This is a genomic window from Candidatus Thiodictyon syntrophicum, from assembly GCF_002813775.1.
Taxonomy (GTDB): Bacteria; Pseudomonadota; Gammaproteobacteria; order Chromatiales; family Chromatiaceae; genus Thiodictyon; species Thiodictyon syntrophicum.
In genome coordinates this window covers 5,113,751-5,130,538 of record NZ_CP020370.1, presented here as the reverse complement: position 1 = coordinate 5,130,538, position 16,788 = coordinate 5,113,751, and the positions used below count along the sequence as shown (strand labels likewise).

The window sequence follows — 16,788 nt, the reverse complement described above, 5'->3', positions numbered from 1 at the left end:
GTGTTTAACTTATTAGTGAACCGTTCCTAACCCGGCGGCGGTCACGGCCGCCACCCACTCACGAGCCATCCCAAAGGGGGCAGGGCGCATGTACATCGCCATGGTCAGCGCCGAGTGCGCGCCGATCGCCAAGGCCGGCGGTCTCGGGGACTTCGTCCAGGGTCTGGCCCGAGAGTTGTCGATTCGGGGCAATCAGGTCGAGATCTTCCTTCCTAAGTACGACAGCCTGCGCTTCGATCGCATCTGGGGCCTGACCAAGGTCTATGAGGGTCTGTGGGTGCCCTATTACGACCAATGGGTCCATTGTGACGTGGAATACGGTGAGGTCGACGGACTCAAGTGCTACTTCATCGACGAGCACGCCCGGGAGAACTTCTTCCGGCGCGGCAAGATCTACGGGGAGCCGGACGACGCCAACCGGTTCGCCTTCTACTGCCGGGCGGTGCTGGAGTTCATGCTGAAATCCGGCCGCCACCCGGACGTGATCCACTGCAACGACTGGCAGACCGGCCTGATCCCGGTGCTGCTCTATGAGATTTACCAGGGCCTGGGGATGAAGCACACCCGTGTCTGCTACACCCTGCACAATATGGGGCACCAGGGCGTGACGGGGGATTCCATCCTGCGCCAAGTGGGCCTCAAGCCCGAGCGTATGATGGTCATGGAGCGGATGCTCGACCCCGTCAATCACCGGGCAGTGAACCTGATGAAGGGCGGGATCGTGTTCTCCAACTTCGTCACCACCGTCTCGCCGCGCTACGCCTGGGAGATCCAGCATACCGACCAGGGGATGGGGCTCCAGGGGCTGCTCCAGTATTACGACCGCAAGTTCGGCGGCGTCCTGAACGGCATCGACTATTCGGTGTGGAACCCGGAACTGGACCCCCACCTCCCCCAGCCCTACGGCCCCGATACCCTGCCGCAAAAGGCCGCCAGCAAAAAGGCCCTGCGTCAGCGCCTGGGTCTGGCTGACGTCTTCAAACCGATCATCACGGTGGTGAGCCGTCTGGACCGCCAGAAGGGGGTGGACCTGATCCGCCGGGCCATCTACTTCTCGCTGGAGAGCGGCTGCCAGTTCGTACTCCTGGGTTCGGCCCCGGAGCCGGCGGTGAATGAGCGGTTCTGGGGCATCAAGCGCGAAATGGACTCAAACCCCGACTGTCACCTGGAACTGACCTATGACGAGGAACTGTCGCACCTGATCTATGGCGGGTCCGACATGATCCTGATCCCCAGCGTCTATGAGCCCTGCGGCCTGACGCAGATGATCGCCATGAAATACGGCGTGGTCCCCATCGTGCGCCGGGTCGGCGGTCTGGCCGACACCGTATTCGATGCCAACTATTCGGACCGGCCCTTCGAGGAGCGCAATGGCTATCTCTTCGACGAACTGACGGAGAGTGCCCTGGAGGCCGCCATGGGCCGCGCCATCGGCCTGTGGTTCCGCTTCCCCGAATACTTCCGGCAGTTGCGCGTCAACGGCATGCGCGCCGATAACTCCTGGAACCGGCCGGGGCAATCGTACCTCGATATCTATCACCATCTGCGCAACTGAGTGACGCGTCAAGAACAAGCACAATCGTTGTCGTTGTCGTTGTCGTTGTCGAAATCGTAATCGGAGAAGCGACATAGTTTGGCGTGAGAGAGAATCCGTGGCGCTAAGATAATCTCGACAACGACAACGACAACGACAACGACAACCAACGACCGCGACGACGATTTATTTCTGACTCGTTACTAATCCTGTCCATTTATTCTCAAGCCGCTGTCGATGTCGCGGTTTGATTCCGTATTATCCGCTGCTACGGCTACCAGAACTCCATGTGCCGCTCAATCCCAGATACCCCCACTCTTCCCCAGGCACTCTATCGCGCCGACCAGGTCCGCGCCCTGGACCGCACTGCCATCGAGGTCCACGGCATCCCCGGGATCGAGTTGATGAACCGGGCTGGGAGCGCCGCCTATGCGCTGCTGCGCACCCGCTGGCCGCAGCTCAAGCGCCTGACGGTCCTCGCGGGCCTCGGCAACAACGGCGGCGACGGTTATGTCATCGCCCGGCTGGCGCGGGCGGACGGTATGACGGCGACGGTGCTTCAGCTCGGCGACAGCGATCGGGTCGGCGGCGACGCCGCGCTGGCCTTGGCCGCCTACCGGGAGGCCGGCGGTCCGATCGAACCCTTCGACGCCCTCCCCGCGCAACCGGGTGTCATCGTCGATGCGCTCTTCGGCACCGGTCTCGACCGCCCGGTTACAGGCCCCTGGGCCGCGGCCATCGCGGCGGTCAACGCAAGCGGTGCGCCGGTGCTGGCCATCGATATCCCCTCCGGACTCCAGTCGGACACCGGCGCCGTGCTCGGGATCGCCGTGCGCGCCGCCGCGACCATCAGCTTCATCGGCCTCAAACAGGGCCTCTTTACCGGGGCCGGACCGGACCAGTGCGGCGCCGTCCATTTCAGTGACCTGGGCGTCCCCGCAACCGTCTACGCCACGCAAACCCCATCCGCCTGCCGCATCGACTGGTCCCCGGAGTCCGCAAGCCTGCAACCGCGGCGACGCACCGCCAACAAGGGCGACTTCGGCCATGTGCTCATCATCGGCGGTGCCCCCGGCATGTCCGGCGCCGCCCGCCTGGCCGCTGAGGCGGCCCTGCGCGCCGGGGCCGGACTGGTCACGGTCGCCACCCACCCGGACCACGCCGCCCTGCTCAACCTCACCCGCCCGGAACTCATGGTCAGTCCGGTCGCGGACCCCGCGGCACTGGATGCATTGGTCGCGCGGGCCACGGTCATCGCCATCGGCCCCGGCCTGGGCCGCGCCGACTGGGGCCGTCGACTCTGGGAGCGGGCACGGCTGAGCGGCAAGCCGCTGGTGGTCGACGCCGATGCGCTGAATCTCCTGGCCGAATCGCCCGCGACCAACCCGGACTGGGTCCTGACCCCCCACCCCGGCGAGGCCGGACGCCTGCTCGGGTGCGGCACGGCCGCGGTCGGCGCCGACCGCTTCCAGGCCGTACGCGAGATCCAGCGGCGCTACGGCGGGGTGGTGGTCTTGAAAGGCGCCGGCACCCTGATCCAGGGCGAGCCCCAGCACCCGCCCGCGGTCTGCACCGACGGCAACCCCGGGATGGCCACCGCCGGTGCCGGGGACGTGCTGACCGGCGTGATCGCCGCCCTATTGGCTCAAAGCCGCGCCTTGGGACTCGACGCGCGGCAGGCGGCCGGTCTCGGTGTCTGTCTCCACGCGGCGGCCGGCGACCGCGCCGCCCGGGACGGCGAGCGGGGGCTGATCGCCGGCGACATCCTCGCCGCCCTGCGCCCGGTCGCAAACAGGGTCGCCGCCGGCCTATACGAGGTGGGGGAGGGCTGATGCAGATCCTGCTGCCCGACGCCGAGTCCCAGACCGCCTTCGGCGCCCGTCTGGCCGCCGCCCTGCCCAGCCAGTTCGTGATCTACCTGCACGGGGATCTCGGCACCGGCAAGACCACCCTGGCCCGCGGCATCCTGCGCGGCCTGGGCCACCAGGGCGCCGCCCGCAGCCCCACCTATACCCTGATCGAACCCTATGAGATCGGCCCCCGCCGGGTCTATCACCTCGACCTCTACCGGCTTGCCGATCCCGAAGAACTCGAATACCTGGGGCTGCGCGACCTGCTCGGCGACGCGGCCCTGTGGCTGGTGGAATGGCCCGAGCGTGGGGCAGGGCTGTTGCCGGCGGCGGATTTGAGTATCGGGATCGAATACCTTCCTGATGGGCGGAGACTGACCCTTAGCCTGCACGGTGAGGCGGGGCAAGGCCTGGTCGAGCGGTTGGGTCTGGGGATATAGCGGCGTCGTGGCGGAGGCTGCCTCGCGGGATTCTTACCGCGGCTGGGCCGGTTGCGCCCTGACGCACCCAAGGTGGGCCTTGATCATGACTCCGGCCACCCTGCCGGACGGGAGGTCGCTGGTCCGCACAGCGGACCCTACAGGGGCGGTCGTAGGGTCCGCTGTGCGGACCACAGACGTAGTCGTTGGCTGATGGGTCGGGATTATAATCAAGGCCGCAAGGTGCAACGAGAAGGTGCGTCCAGACCGTTGATCAGAAAAAGGAAAATTTCTTGATTGCGCAAGGCATCCGGGCCTATGGCGTAGTTCGTCCGCCGAATGGCGGCGTTGCCGGAATCCGCGTTCAGGACATTGACAGACCGCGGGAAATTTGTTCCACTGCCCGAGACCTGACGGGTTATCAGGTAGTCCGTCCGATGAAAACGAGTTAGCCGCATAACCGATGCCATTACAAAATCGCGTAGATCCTTGGGGGAACCTGATCGTGGCCGATGCGCGAGGCGCATGGCTTGGCAATCGCGGCAAGCTTCATGATGAAAACAAAGAAATCGTTGCCCTATGGAAGCATAAGCAATGGAAGGTATGCCAATTGGCGTATAAGGGGAGAAAGCGACAGATATTCAGCCCCGACAGCTACTCTGAGCTGTTTTTTCTCGATGAGGCTACAGCGTTTTCCGCTGGGCATCGTCCATGCGCGGAATGTCGTCGGGAGCGGTATTTGGAGTTCAAGGAAGCATGGCGAAGGACTAACGGCGCTGGTTTGCCTGAGATCGCCATTGCGCAGATCGATGAGCAACTGCATAAGGAACGAGTCGTGCCGGGCGGCAAAAAAGCATCCCACCTGATGGAATTTCGAGACCTTCCGTCTGGAGCCTTCATCGAGCGTGACAACGAAGCCTACCTATACTGGCAGATGCAGCTAAGGAAATGGTCGCCTAGCGGTTATACCGAGGTTGGGGCCTTGCCCCAGCCGAGCCAGGTGGTGAAGGTGCTGACCCCATTCTCCATCGTCAAGATGTACAAGAATGGCTTCGCGCCGCAGGTTCATGAGTCAGCAAGCGGCTAACTGCCACGGAAAATTCGCGATCTGCTAAGGCATCTGAGACGCGCTGGGTTCAGGGCAATACCCGGCGCGGGCAAGGGATCGCACCGAAAGCTTGTACACCCGAAATTTTCCGGTGCCGTCACGGTCAGCGGAAGTCTCGGGGATGATGTGAAACACTATCAAGAAACGGGAAGTCACCAGCGCCATCGAGACCGTCACGAAATGAAAGACAGCGACCGATACCACAAGTGGGTGGAGTGGAGCGACGAAGATCAAGTATACGTTGGAAAATGCCCGGATCTCATTACTGGAATCCATGGGGGCGACCCCGTCGCCCTGTACAGTGAGTTATGCGCGGTCGTCGAAGATGTAATCATCCATTTTCAGGCGGAGGCCCGGAGTCTTCCAGCAGCGAAGGTCAGGCCGATGCGTGAGGTTGCATAGCGCCCGACATCCTGGCACCTTCAGAAGGTTGCCCCCGCCCCGGACTTGAGCGAGCGCGCAAACACTCCGCCATTCCAGCCGTCCCTGCTCAGTGCAGCATCGCCTCGAGACTGTCGGCGGTGAGGATTTGATCGGACCAGCGCAGCAGGGTCTCGGGGTCCGCCTCCAGCAGTTGTTGCCGCACGGGTTCGGTCGGAGGGCCGAATTTGCGCTCGATCAGTCGCAGCAGGAGGTTGGCTTCACCCCGTTGTTCACCCCGCTTTTCGCCCTGTTCGATGTAGCGTTCGATGAAGGTTTGCATGATGGGGTCTCCGGTAGGTAGCTCTTGCAGCAGGGTTCTGACCTGGTGTTCTTCCACTCGCCGCGTGCCCTGGACGTAGTATCGCAGCAGTGATTCGAGGATCTCCAAGGCGCTCCCCTGGTCGCTTATTTGCGCAATCAGGCCGAGCAACTCGTGTAATCGCTGAATTGGTTCGTCGCTGAAGATACCGCGCATCGCGAGCTGGACTAATCGGGTCATTACATCCCCCTTGATCTCGGCATCGGTCCGTGCGGAGATATCGTGCAGGGCGTAGCGAAACTGGGGCACGAAGGGAACCAGGGCCGGCGGCAGCGGGCGGACCAGTTCGTGGAAACTGGCCGGTACACGCCATTGGCGCGTCCCGTGGTAGAGAACCAGCGGATAGATGGGCGGGAGGTGCAGGGCCTCGGGGTGCTGCTTGCGGTATTGATCGCCCTCGGCCGCGATGTAGCGCAGGAGTTGCAGGGGTGTCCAGTGCTCGGGGCTGCTCTTGTGCTCGAACAGCAGGTAGATCACCAGCTCCCCGCCCTGAAACCGCACGCGGTAGACCAGGTCGGAGTAGGTCGAGCGCAGTTCTTTCGAGACGTAGGTGTCCTTGGAGATCTCCAGCGTGTCGAGGTCGATTGCGGCGAGCAACTCCGGCGGCAGGTGGTGGCGCAGGAAGTCCAAGGCAATCTCCCGGCGGCCGAAGCTCTCGCGGAAGAAGGCGTCGTGGGGTGTGGTGATGGCGTCCATGGGGGCTGAGGCTAGTGGCTTCGATTCAGGAACGCAAGTGAGTGGTGAGTCGTTGCCCGTGCGTCCACTGCACCGTCACTATCTGGTCGGCCCTGCGCGGGTTGCTCCAACCCTACGGGACGCGGGAGCGTCCGGACTTGCTCCCACGCCGGAGCCTCACTGCCATTACGTTAAGCCGCAACGGCTACTGGGAGCGCCGCACCCCAGTGCGGTGCGGCCTCTGCTCAACCCCCACCGGCTGGGTTATCTGCGAGATCGTGCCGCACTGGGGTGCGGCGCTCCCAGGAGAAGAGGGTCGGCCAAGCAGCGTCAGTCAGGCCCGGCCAGGAGTCGCGGCTCGGCGCGGATGTCGTTGCCCCGGCCCCAGGCGTGGACGGCCTCGACGAACCAGCGGGCGTCCTGGGGGTGGGTGCGGATTACGTCGTGTTCGACGTAGAAGCTGCCGTCCGGGTGGAAGACGAGCTTGCCCTGGGGCTGGCCCTGGAAGTCCCGCCACTCGCCGACCAGGCGGTGCTGGCCGGAGGCCGGGTCGCGGTCGAGCCGGTAGTCGGCGGCGGACGGGTCGCCGATGGGGACTGAACCCAGGTCGAAGCCGAGTCGGTCGATTTCCGCCCGCAGGGCGGCGCGGATCTGTCGGGCCAGGGGCGCGATCTGGTCGTAGCGTGCTTGGGCCGCGGCGGCGGTGCCGTAAATGGCGTCCGTCTTTGGTCTTGGCATGTGGGCTACCTCGTTTCGCTTGGTTGGTCGTGGCCCGACCTGCGCCCTCAGGCGGCGACCGCCTGGGGTTCGTGGGTCAGGCATTTCTTTGGGCAGACGCGGGAGCAGGCCAGACAGCCGATGCAGTCCAGCATGTTCTTGAGATTCATCACCATTCCCGGCGCCTCCTCAAAATCGTCATCGTCGTCGCTGTCGTCCGCCTCCAGTTCCTCCAGGTCCAGGTCGTCCCGGTCGACGAGATCGAAGACGTCGCGGGGGCAGACCTTGTAGCAGCGACCGCAGCCGATGCAGCGGACCTGGTTGATGCTGGTGACGAAGGCGGGCGTCCATGGGGTCCCGCCGCGGGTGATGCCAGTGATGTTACTCATACTCAGTATACCTTTCTTTAGGGGGTCGATGCCATCCCAACGCGGGGCGGCAAGCGCCGGGCCTGTTTGACGGCAGTTGTCCTAGGCGCCCGCGCTCAGGGCCGCCTTGAGGCGCGCCTCGGCCTGCGCCCAGGCCTGGCAGGCGTCGTAGGTAGCCGCCGCGATGCCGGGGATCTCGTCGAAGGCGGCCGGCAGACGCTCCTCCACCAGGTCGTGCAGTTCCCCGGCCCGCTCGGAGGCGATCCGCTTGGCCCGCTTGACGGCCTTCTCCAGGTCGGCAATGGTCTGATCACTCATGGCCGGCAGTCCTCTAGAGCCCCGCGACCTTCGGGTATTCGCCGACCAGGTTCAGGGCGACGGAAAGGATCTTGTCGGCCTCGTCCTTCATCTTGGACAGTGACGGGAAGCCGAAGCGGTGCACATCGCGCAGGGTCCGGTCCATGACAACCAGCTTGCCGACGGTGATCAGGGCGCGCCCGAAGCCCTCGTGGGTCAGGTTCATCATGGGGACGGCCATCAGCCCGCACTCCTTCTCGATCATGGCCGAGATGGCGTTATAAAAGGCCTTGATGCGGGCAATGATGATCTCGTCCGGGTCGCCGATGATCGGGATCTCGCGCTTCTTCTCCTTCGTCAAGACATAGGGCTCCAGGATCTGCGCCACCGTCCAACTGTCATAGGTACCGAAGCTGTCGATGGCGCGCATCTGGCGCACCATTTCCACACCGAACTCGGTGGTAAGGACCGGGTCCGTCTCGCTGATTTCTGCCACTGCCGCGCTCATTGGAATGACCTCGTTGCGGTCCCGATTCGCGCTGCGAATCGGGATGGTATGGTGATGGGATTATCATGTGCAAAGGGATAGGGTGAGCCGCCCCATTGCGAACCTTTTCAGAGCTTCGGACCTGGGCATGACTCATCGGCGCAAACTCTGGACCAATTGCTTTATCGCAGAAAGAGTGTTTGGCCGCAAATGAACGCAAATAAGCGCAAATAACTCTGCTGGTTATCATCGTCGCGGGCGTCACCCGGACAGTGAATATGCAGTAAGATCCAGGTTCTTGATTATTTGCGTCAATTTGCGTTCATTTGCGGCTAAACTGCTTTTCTTAGGTTATACCTTTCAGTCTCGATCCGCGCCGCGGATCCGGGTTACTCGCTCCAGCCCTCGGACTCCATGGCGTCGAAGCGCTGCCCGTCGCGGGGCTGGCGGGCCTCCAGCGCGCGGGCGAGCCAGGCGCTGGGGCCGGCGCGCAGTTCCTCTTGCAGGGCGCCGATCAGATCGGCGATCGGCGTCCCCGCGGTGACCTTGATCGGTTGTACCCCCTGGGCCCGCAGTTGATTGACGGCGGAGGCCCCGACCGCCTGGCAATAGACGGCGATGCACCCCGCCAGGGCCGCGATCTTGGCGGTGAGTTTGTCCTCGTTGCCGTCCATATCCAGTCGGCCGAATTGGGTCACCTCCTCCAGGCGGGAACGCTCGGGGTCGATCGCATAGATGGCAAAGGACTCTGCGGCGCCGAAGTGCTGGTCGACATGGCGCATATCACCGGTGGCGAAGGCCACCCTCACCGCGGTCTCACTGCCCATGGTATCGGCTCCGAAGTTCATCACCTTGAGTCGTCGTTCGAGCGTCATCGCCTAGCCTCGGGTTATCGATCGCCCATTCACCGAGAAACTGTTTGTCCGCAAATGAACGCAAATAAACGCAAATGAGAAAGAGGTTGGTGGATCGCAAGCCGTCACCGCAAACCCACCCCACCCAACGACTTTATTTGCGTTCATTCGCGTTCATTTGCGGACCAATCATCTTTCCTAACCCTGGTGCGCCCGCACCGCCTCATCCGGCCGCGGTGATAACCGCGACCGGTAGGGGTGGATCTCCCCGCGCTCCAATTGCAGCAGGATGTTGGCGAGATCAAAGAGGGTGGCGCGGGTGCCCTGGTAGCCGATCCAGGTGCGCTGGTAGCCGCCGACCCGGTCGTATTGGGGGAAGCCGGCGCGCAGCAATGGGATACCCAGGCGGCTCGCCGTATGCGCCGCGTGCGAACTGCCGATCAGCACCTCCGCCACCTGGTCCCGGGCGTCCGCCTCCAGGTCCTCCAGGTCGCCGATACGCACCCGCTCGCAGCGCACCTGGGCCAGCGCCGGGGTATTGATCGGGGTGGCGGCAGCCACGGTCGCGGCGCCGACACCGGCCAGCAATTGACTGAAGCCGACCAGCAGGTCGGCCTCCGCGGCGATCGCGAAGCGGGTGAGTCCCAGCATGAAGTGACTGTCGAGCATGGCGTCCTGGAGTTGGGCGCGGCTGCGCTCCAGTCGCTCCGGGACCGGGTTGCCCGAGATGGACGCCAGGGTCTGGACCAGGGCGTCCACCGCATCCAGTCCCATCAGGTGCGCGAAGCGGTGGTCGGGCACCCCGGTGCGCTGGTGCAGCAGGTCCGCCGCGTGGTCCATGGAGGCGCCGATGACCAGGGTCGCGACCGCATCGCCCAGGGTCGCCAGTTCACTGACCAGGGTGCCGCCGATGGTGAGCGGGTTGAACTCTTCCGGCGGCAGGTGGCCGTCGAGCGAGTCCGAGAGGTCAGGCAGCACCAGCGGGCGCAGGCCGAAGGATTCAATGATCTCCTTCAGGTGCTCCAGGTCGCCGGGGGTCAGGGCCGAGCCGGCCAGCACATTGACCTGGCGGCGGCGCCGGCCCGGCCTGGTGCCGGCCAGGTCCGCCGTCGGCACCAGGGCCTCGATGATGGCGTGGACCGCGAGTGCGAAGCCGGACTCCAGGCAGCCGCTGAAGTCCGGGGTGGCGACCGCCACCACCGGTATCTGGTCGAATTCGGGGTGCTTGGCACGGAATTCCCGCACGGCCATGTGGATGTCCGCGCCCTGGGCCTCGGCCAGCCCGGTGGTGGGCACGCCGATCAGGTCCGGGTGGTTCTTCTCGCACAGGACGCGCAGCCCCTCTATCACATTCTCATTGGCCCCCATGATCGCGCTCACCTGCTCCATGGCGGTCGACTGGATCGGGATGGGTTCCCGGAAGTGGCGGACGAAAAAGACCTTGCCGAAGGCGGTGCAGCCCTGGGAGCCGTGCAGCATGGGGATGGCGCGGCGCATCCCTAAGAAGGCGAGCGCCGCCCCGATGGTCGCACTGGCCTTCAGCGGGCCGACCGAGAGCGCCTTGCTGCGTTTGAGTATTTCAGGCATGTGCCGACTCCGCGTCGTGCGCACCGGTGTCGCTCTCGTAGGGTCCGCTGCGCGGACCAGCACCAAGCGGGTCAACCGCAGCAGCGGTGCCGGACCCGACAGACCAGGGCGCCGGCCGCCGCACCGCCTCCCACACCGGGCTCTCGACGGTCAGGCACAGTTGCTTGGCCAGTTCCAACATGCCGCTATAGCCCGCGTAGCCGAATTCCCGCTCCTGGTTGATGTCCAGGAAGGGCACCCGCGCCTTGAGCGCGGTATACATGTTGCGGCCCCCGGCGATCAGGATGTCCACCCCTTGGTCGTGCACGATCTTGAGTAGGGCGCGGGGATTGCCGTCCTCGATCATCACCGCGTCCTCCCCCATCAGTTCCCGGATGCGCGCCTTGTCGTCCTCCGTGGACTTCCTGGTACCGGTGGCGACGACCGTCATCCCCAGGTCCTGCAGGGCCGAGATGATCGACCAGGACTTGACCCCGCCGGTGTAGAGCAGGACCTTGCGGCCCGCGAGCCGCGCCCGCCAGGGTTCGAGCCTGGCATGGATGGCCGCTTCCTCGCGGGCGATGAGGGTCTCGGTGCGGGCGGTCAGGTCCGGGTCCTCAATGATCCGGGCAAAGTCCCGCAACGCCTGCGAGACATCCGCCACCCCATAGAAACTGCCCTCGAACCAGGGCGTGCCGAAGCGCTCCTTGAGCATCCGGGCCACATTGATCATGGCCTTGGAGCAGACCATCATGTTGACCTCGGAGCGGTGCATGGTCTGCACCTCGCGATAGCGGGCGTCGCCCGAGAGGCTGCCCAGCACCCGCAGGCCCAGTTCGTCGAACAGCGGCGAGACGTGCCACAACTCGCCCGCGATGTTGTACTCACCCACCAGGGTGATGGCGTGGACCTTGAAGCCAGGGCCCTCGATCCCGGGTGGCAGCGGGTCCGGCTCCCGGGTGCCGCAGACATGCTTGACCATGGTCTCGCCGGCGATCCGGTTGCCCAGGTTCTTGGTGCCGTAGAAGCCGGCCGCGTCCACCGGCACCACCGGGGTGCCCCAGCGCGTCTGCGCCTGGCGGCAGACCGCCTCGATATCGTCGCCGATCATCGCCGGGATGCAGGTGTTGTAGACGAAGACCGCCGCCGGGTGATAGGTGTCGATCGCCTGCTTGATGGCGTGGAAGAGGCGCTTCTCGCCCCGGCCCATGATCACGTCCTGTTCGGTCAGGTCCGTGGTCATGCCCATCTTATAGAGTGTCGGCCCGGAGGAGCGGGTGCCGCGGCTGTCCCAGGAACTCCCGGCGCAGGCAATGGAGCCGTGGACGATATGGGCCACGTCCGCGATCGGCAGCAGCGCGATCTGGGCGCCGTCGAAGGCGCAACCGCCCGCGGTGGCCCCCGGCTTCGGCTTGGCGCAGCCGGATTTGGCCTTGCTGTTGTGGGCGCAGGCCGGCTCGTCGAGCAGGGCGGCGATCTCTTTCTTGTTCATGGGCACTCCGCAGTCCGCGTTTGGGAGTGTCTATGCAGACCTCGTGCCAGTCTTTAAGTTTCTGTTCCGTAAGGCGGCGGAGGGTAGGCGGGTCTGTCGCATCTACGACAAAGGGGCCTTGATGGAGGGTCGGCGGCACCGGTCTGGTGCGGCGCGAGCGGTGGCGGATCGCAACCCGGGAGCGTGGGCGTCTCGCCCGCGAGTGACCGGCCGCGTCCCTGCTCGGCGGCGGGCTGCCCGCGCCCCGGGCGACAGGATGACGCAGGATCAGTGACCGTGGTAAGTCCGTGCACTGAGTTTGCCCTGGCCGTTATACTCCGGGTATGAAAACAGCTATCTCGGTTCCAGATGACGTGTTCGGTGAGGCCGAAAACCTCGCCGCCCGCCTGCGGATTTCCCGTAGTGATCTCTATGCGCGGGCGCTCAAGGAATTCCTGGAGCGACACGCTGACCAAGTGACAACGACCCTCGACACCCTCTGCAGTGACATCGACAGTAAGCCGGACGAATTCCTGGTCCGGTCGGCCCGCAAGGTGCTTCGGAGCACCGAGTGGTGATCCGGCAGGGTGATCTCTGGTGGGCAGACCTGGGCGAACCGGTCGGCTCCGAACCGGGTTATCGGCGCCCCGTTGTCATCGTCCAGTGCGATGCGTTCAACCGCAGCCGGCTCGCGACCGTCGTTTGCGTCCCGCTGACCAGCAACCTCAAGTGGGCCGACGCCCCAGGTAATGTCCTGCTTGAGTCACGCGGAGCCGGGTTGGCCAAGGACTCGGTCGCGAATGTCTCCCAACTCCTGACCATTGACCGCGGCACCTTGACCGAGCGGATCGGTAGGCTCGCAAAGCCGCAACTCGACGCGATCCTGGCGGGTATCGACATGGTGCTGGGGCGCTGATACCTCGTGCCACCTATTGGCCCAGGTCCCTTGCCGCCGTCATTCCGGCACCCGTAGGTGGAGGTGACGAAGGAACCCCAACGCGATGGCGTCGAATGCGGGATGTTGATGTTCGTTTCTCATCCGAACCTACGGCGCTTTGCCGGAGCGCAAAGCGCGGTCGGCCCCGGGCTCCCGCGTCCTTATGCATAATCCGGCATCTTGGATACAAGCGGAAAGTCCTCAGGCTTACGAATGGACTCAACCGCCAGATCAACGTCGATCTCCGGCCAATACAGATGATTCTTGGTCGGGCGCTCGACCCTGATGAGTTGCTCAATGGTAGCGGACTTGAACCAAGGGAACTCGGAAAATGGTATCGCAAGTTCCTCATCGCCAAGCAGAATCCATAAGCAGTGCGGCGATATGTTGGTGACCTCAGCCGCCAAAGTGACGATGCCAGGCATCTTCAATCTCCTGAATGTGCGCTTCGACGATTGACTGCGCTTGCCGCACCTGCACCTGTGTCAGACCCAGGTTCAGCGCCGGATGTATCGTCGGTGTGAGCCAGAATTTTGCCTCCCCGTCCGGATGTGCAACGTGAACGTGGATACGGGTCTCCTCGCGAGAGAAGAAGAATAGTCGGAATTGCCCATCGCGGACGATGGTCGGCGCGATGTGCGGATTTTCCTGAGTGTCGCGGTTGAGTTGCCCAATGCCAAAGACCATCGGGCGGCAGATTGGGGTGATGAAGGAACCCCAACGCAATGGCGTCCGATGGCGCAGGTTCAAGGCTGTTGGGGTTCGTTCCTTACCCCAACCTGCCGCGCTATGCAAACAGGCGGGACTGGCTCCGCAATACTAGCGGGCGGAAGGTCTTATCTTGGCTCCTTCTTTACTCTCGAAAAAGCACTCGTGCCTGGCCCTGTTTCCCGGCTTGACCCCTTCCCCGGCTCGAATTAAGTAAACTGTCGCCGGAATTCTAGGGGGACGCTAATAGCACATGAGGGCGTTTGCCTAGACTCCTAAGCCGACATATCTTTTCAATGGTGTCACATGTCCAGCACAACCCAAGTGCAGCACCATCTTCGACTTTACCAATTCTTCCACTGTAGCAACCGACAAATTCCATTCTATTATCACCCAGTACAATATCATCTCTTTGAAAGAAGTCTGGTGCGTCTGGATCAACGGGGGTATACGGACTTGTGGTATCCCAGATGCCATAATAAGCTGCACATACAGGGGAGCCTGACATGCCTTCTCTGGTTTGAGAGTCAAAAAAATGCTGGCAACTCAAGTCCGCCGGTAATGCTTCCAGTTTCACAAACTATGCCGCCGATAGTGTTTGGGCGGCAAATTCGCCGCCTGACACTAACGGCGAGGGCACTTCCCAGCTAGACATTATTCCCCCGATGTCCGCCTGAATTGTGCCTCGGGTTCACCTCATCGAAGTCTGTTCAGGTTATCGGGCAAGAGTTGCCGAACATGCATCCGCCGCAGGCGCGTTTCCCCACGCGCTGTCCAGTGTAAGATCACTCCACGATGCCGAACGAGCGCATGATATCTTCAACCGGTCGGGTCCGACCTTCATCGCTGTCCGCCAGCCCTGCCTCGATTTCACGTCGCACGAGCATTTCGTAGATCACGTCATCCCAAGTGGCCTGAGTCGGCAAGTGGTCGATCAACTTGTGTGCGGCGTCTCGAATGTCTGTTTGCATGGTGTCCTCGGAACTTGGCCCCCAGGGTAGTCGATCAAATGTCGCGCGGCTTGTCAATGTCCGGGGTACATCGATCGGTCAGGAGACCACGTCGGGCTTGAGTGCGGACTTGCAGCCCGCGCGGGCGGGACGCCCACGCTCCTTTGTCACTTGAACGCCAACCTCACCCCCGCCCCCTTCAGAAAGTCCGACTCCTGTTCCAATTCGAGGACGTTGAGCGGATGCTGGTTGAGCCAGCCGTCGGGGAAGACCAGCGACAGGTTGTCGCCCTCGACCTGCAAGATCGGCCTGGGTCTGTTGTTAGGGGCGCGTCCGCGGTGCAGCAGTGCTGCGATGCGCAGGATGACGCACAGGCGTTTGGTGCAGTCGCGGATGCCGGGGGGCAGGGCGGCGAAGTCCTGGGTGGGGAATTTGCGGCGGTGCCCCAGCACCAGGGCGGCCAGGATCGTCTGCTCCTGACGGGTGAAGCCGGCCAGGTCGGCGTTGCGCAGCAGGTAGGCGCCATGCCGGTGGTATTGGCTGTGGGCGACCATGAGGCCGATCTCGTGCAGGCGGGCGGCCCAGGCGAGGATGCGCGGGTAGCGGGCGTCGCCCAGGCACCAGGGCCCCCCGACCTGGCGGTAGAGGCCCAGCGCAGTGGCCTGGACGCGACGCCCGTGGGCCTCGTCGACCTGGTACTGGCGCGACAGGGTGCGCATGGTGCGCTCGCGCACGTCCTGGTGGTGGTGGCGCCCCATCATCTCGTAGATCAGGCCCTCGCGCAGGGCATAGTCCGAGACCTGCATGTGCGCGATGTTCAGGGTCTGGAAGACGGCGCACAGGACGGCCACCCCGCCGGCGAAGACCGGCTTGCGCTCGTCCGGGAGCCCCTTGAGATCGAGCGAGGAGACGCGCCCGGCGCCGATCAGGGCCTCGCGCAGGCGCCTGAGCGCGGCGGCCGAGATGCCGTCTTCGCTCCAGCCCTCGGTCTGCACCACCGCGGCGATGGCCTTGATGGTGCCGGAACTGCCCACTGCTGTCTGCCAATCGGCGTGCCGGAAGGTCTCGCGGACGGGACGCAACTCGATGGCGCCGGCCAACTGCGCCTTGTCCATCGTCTTGGCCGAGACCTTGCCGTCGGCGAAGTGGCGCAGGCTCATGTTGACGCAGCCCATGTGCAGGCTCTCGCGCAACTGGGCGGTGAAGTCCTGGCCGACGATCAGTTCGGTGCTGCCGCCGCCGATGTCCACCACCAGCCGACGCTCGGGGCCGGCGGCCAGCCCGTGGGCCACCCCCAGATAGATCAGTCGCGCCTCTTCGCGCCCGGCGATGATGTCGATGGGGTGACCCAGGACCGCCTCGGCGCGCTCGACGAACTCGGTCGCCGGGCGCAGTTGGCGCAGGGTGTTGGTGCCGACCGCCTGCACGCTGCCCAGGGGGAATTCACGCAGGCGCTGGCCGAAACGCCCCAGGCAGGCGAGCGCGCGTTCCGCCACCTCGGGCAGCAGGCGCCGGTCGTCCGTCAGGCCCTCGCCCAGGCGCACCGGCTCTTTCAGCCGGTCGACGATCTGCATGTGATCGTCGGCGATCCGGGCGACGATCATGTGGAAGCTGTTGGAACCCAGGTCGACGGCCGCCACTGTCTCGTGCGGCACGCCGGTGGTGGGCGGGGGTGTGGCTTCGGGCATGGTGCAGTCCAGCGGGGGCGATCGGGAGTTGCGGTTATGGTATCAGGAGGGGCCTGGGGACTGCCGCGCCGCACGCCCCGGGTCCGCGTGCGGTGGCTGAATTCAGAAAACTGATCCAGAGTATTACAACTATTTACTTGCGTAGCGGGCGGCGTTGCGTTAGATAACCGACGTTGTGTTGCACGCATGTTCCGAGGTAACGGAAATGTTGGATCCTGAAGGCCGCTTTAGCGAGGAGACGATCGAGGCCGTGCCTCCTCCCATGCACGCGGATGACCCCCGGGGCTCAGCCCCCAACCTGGCGATTCGTCGCCGCATCGAGCGGATGCGTGAACTCAAGAGCCTGCGTGAGCTCTTGGACGATCCCGATTTCGATGACTTGACCTGAACAATGCGGCGGCCAGTAGGCCGCCGCAT

20 protein-coding genes are annotated in these 16,788 nt (G+C 64.1%); 8 read left to right on the top strand and 12 right to left on the bottom strand.

Going from position 1 to position 16,788, the window contains the following annotated elements:
* The first annotated feature begins 88 nt into the window (after window positions 1–88).
* The 5 genes from THSYN_RS21635 (at window position 89) to THSYN_RS37030 (ending at window position 5,313) form a co-directional block, all read left to right on the top strand.
* Complete coding sequence (locus THSYN_RS21635) at window positions 89–1,555, top strand: glycogen synthase (protein WP_100920952.1); 1,467 nt, start codon at window positions 89–91, stop codon at window positions 1,553–1,555.
* 266 nt (window positions 1,556–1,821) lie between these two features.
* On the top strand, window positions 1,822–3,366 hold the full coding sequence (locus tag THSYN_RS21630; RefSeq protein WP_100920951.1) for an NAD(P)H-hydrate dehydratase: 1,545 nt from the start codon (window positions 1,822–1,824) through the stop codon (window positions 3,364–3,366).
* A complete protein-coding gene (gene tsaE / locus THSYN_RS21625; protein ID WP_100920950.1) occupies window positions 3,366–3,824 on the top strand; it encodes a tRNA (adenosine(37)-N6)-threonylcarbamoyltransferase complex ATPase subunit type 1 TsaE in 459 nt (152 codons plus the stop codon). The genes THSYN_RS21630 and tsaE overlap by 1 nt, the downstream gene beginning before the upstream one ends.
* 484 nt (window positions 3,825–4,308) lie before the next feature.
* Entirely contained in the window at window positions 4,309–4,890 is a 582-nt protein-coding gene (locus THSYN_RS21620; RefSeq protein WP_216644605.1) for a hypothetical protein, read from the top strand.
* The gene (locus THSYN_RS37030; RefSeq protein ID WP_335582521.1) at window positions 4,891–5,313 is read left to right on the top strand and encodes a type II toxin-antitoxin system HicA family toxin; all 423 of its coding nucleotides are present in this window, start codon (window positions 4,891–4,893) and stop codon (window positions 5,311–5,313) included.
* Between the two features lie 88 nt (window positions 5,314–5,401).
* On the opposite strand, the gene THSYN_RS21605 is transcribed toward THSYN_RS37030, so the two are convergent.
* The 8 genes from THSYN_RS21605 to nifE form a co-directional block, all read right to left on the bottom strand.
* Window positions 5,402–6,349 (bottom strand): Rpn family recombination-promoting nuclease/putative transposase, encoded by a 948-nt coding sequence (locus tag THSYN_RS21605; protein ID WP_100920947.1) that lies wholly within the window; start codon window positions 6,347–6,349, stop codon window positions 5,402–5,404.
* A gap of 309 nt (window positions 6,350–6,658) precedes the next feature.
* Window positions 6,659–7,066 carry a hypothetical protein gene (locus THSYN_RS21600; protein WP_100920946.1) on the bottom strand — a complete coding sequence of 136 codons (408 nt, stop codon included), beginning with the start codon at window positions 7,064–7,066 and terminating at the stop codon, window positions 6,659–6,661.
* 47 nt (window positions 7,067–7,113) lie between these two features.
* Window positions 7,114–7,434 (bottom strand): ferredoxin III, nif-specific, encoded by a 321-nt coding sequence (gene fdxB / locus THSYN_RS21595; protein ID WP_100920945.1) that lies wholly within the window; start codon window positions 7,432–7,434, stop codon window positions 7,114–7,116.
* 81 nt (window positions 7,435–7,515) lie between these two features.
* Window positions 7,516–7,731 carry a CCE_0567 family metalloprotein gene (locus tag THSYN_RS21590; protein ID WP_100920944.1) on the bottom strand — a complete coding sequence of 72 codons (216 nt, stop codon included), beginning with the start codon at window positions 7,729–7,731 and terminating at the stop codon, window positions 7,516–7,518.
* A gap of 13 nt (window positions 7,732–7,744) precedes the next feature.
* Window positions 7,745–8,218, bottom strand: coding sequence for a NifX-associated nitrogen fixation protein (locus THSYN_RS21585; protein ID WP_100920943.1), 474 nt, complete (start codon window positions 8,216–8,218; stop codon window positions 7,745–7,747).
* A 368-nt stretch (window positions 8,219–8,586) separates the two neighbouring features.
* Window positions 8,587–9,072 (bottom strand): NifB/NifX family molybdenum-iron cluster-binding protein, encoded by a 486-nt coding sequence (locus THSYN_RS21580; RefSeq protein ID WP_100920942.1) that lies wholly within the window; start codon window positions 9,070–9,072, stop codon window positions 8,587–8,589.
* Between the two features lie 177 nt (window positions 9,073–9,249).
* Window positions 9,250–10,638 carry a nitrogenase iron-molybdenum cofactor biosynthesis protein NifN gene (gene nifN / locus THSYN_RS21575; RefSeq protein WP_100920941.1) on the bottom strand — a complete coding sequence of 463 codons (1,389 nt, stop codon included), beginning with the start codon at window positions 10,636–10,638 and terminating at the stop codon, window positions 9,250–9,252.
* Window positions 10,631–12,109 carry a nitrogenase iron-molybdenum cofactor biosynthesis protein NifE gene (nifE, locus tag THSYN_RS21570; protein WP_100920940.1) on the bottom strand — a complete coding sequence of 493 codons (1,479 nt, stop codon included), beginning with the start codon at window positions 12,107–12,109 and terminating at the stop codon, window positions 10,631–10,633. The genes nifN and nifE overlap by 8 nt, the downstream gene beginning before the upstream one ends.
* Window positions 12,110–12,432: 323 nt before the next feature.
* On the opposite strand from nifE, the gene THSYN_RS21565 reads away from it, so the two are divergent.
* Both THSYN_RS21565 and THSYN_RS21560 read left to right on the top strand, forming a co-directional pair.
* The gene (locus THSYN_RS21565; RefSeq protein WP_100920939.1) at window positions 12,433–12,666 is read left to right on the top strand and encodes a ribbon-helix-helix domain-containing protein; all 234 of its coding nucleotides are present in this window, start codon (window positions 12,433–12,435) and stop codon (window positions 12,664–12,666) included.
* The gene (locus tag THSYN_RS21560) at window positions 12,660–13,004 is read left to right on the top strand and encodes a type II toxin-antitoxin system PemK/MazF family toxin (protein WP_100920938.1); all 345 of its coding nucleotides are present in this window, start codon (window positions 12,660–12,662) and stop codon (window positions 13,002–13,004) included. The genes THSYN_RS21565 and THSYN_RS21560 overlap by 7 nt, the downstream gene beginning before the upstream one ends.
* Before the next feature lie 182 nt (window positions 13,005–13,186).
* On the opposite strand, the gene THSYN_RS21555 is transcribed toward THSYN_RS21560, so the two are convergent.
* The 4 genes from THSYN_RS21555 to ppx form a co-directional block, all read right to left on the bottom strand.
* Window positions 13,187–13,450: a DUF2442 domain-containing protein gene (locus THSYN_RS21555; protein WP_100920937.1), complete on the bottom strand. Its 264-nt coding sequence runs from the start codon at window positions 13,448–13,450 to the stop codon at window positions 13,187–13,189.
* Complete coding sequence (locus THSYN_RS21550; protein ID WP_236848642.1) at window positions 13,422–13,775, bottom strand: DUF4160 domain-containing protein; 354 nt, start codon at window positions 13,773–13,775, stop codon at window positions 13,422–13,424. Before THSYN_RS21550 ends, THSYN_RS21555 begins: the two co-directional genes overlap by 29 nt.
* A 743-nt stretch (window positions 13,776–14,518) precedes the next feature.
* Window positions 14,519–14,704, bottom strand: a complete 186-nt coding sequence (locus tag THSYN_RS21545) for a hypothetical protein (RefSeq protein ID WP_100920936.1) — start codon at window positions 14,702–14,704, stop codon at window positions 14,519–14,521.
* A 146-nt stretch (window positions 14,705–14,850) separates the two neighbouring features.
* Entirely contained in the window at window positions 14,851–16,371 is a 1,521-nt protein-coding gene (gene ppx / locus THSYN_RS21540; protein WP_100920935.1) for an exopolyphosphatase, read from the bottom strand.
* 205 nt (window positions 16,372–16,576) lie between these two features.
* On the opposite strand from ppx, the gene THSYN_RS21535 reads away from it, so the two are divergent.
* Window positions 16,577–16,759, top strand: coding sequence for a PA3496 family putative envelope integrity protein (locus THSYN_RS21535; protein WP_100920934.1), 183 nt, complete (start codon window positions 16,577–16,579; stop codon window positions 16,757–16,759).
* Window positions 16,760–16,788: the final 29 nt, after the last annotated feature.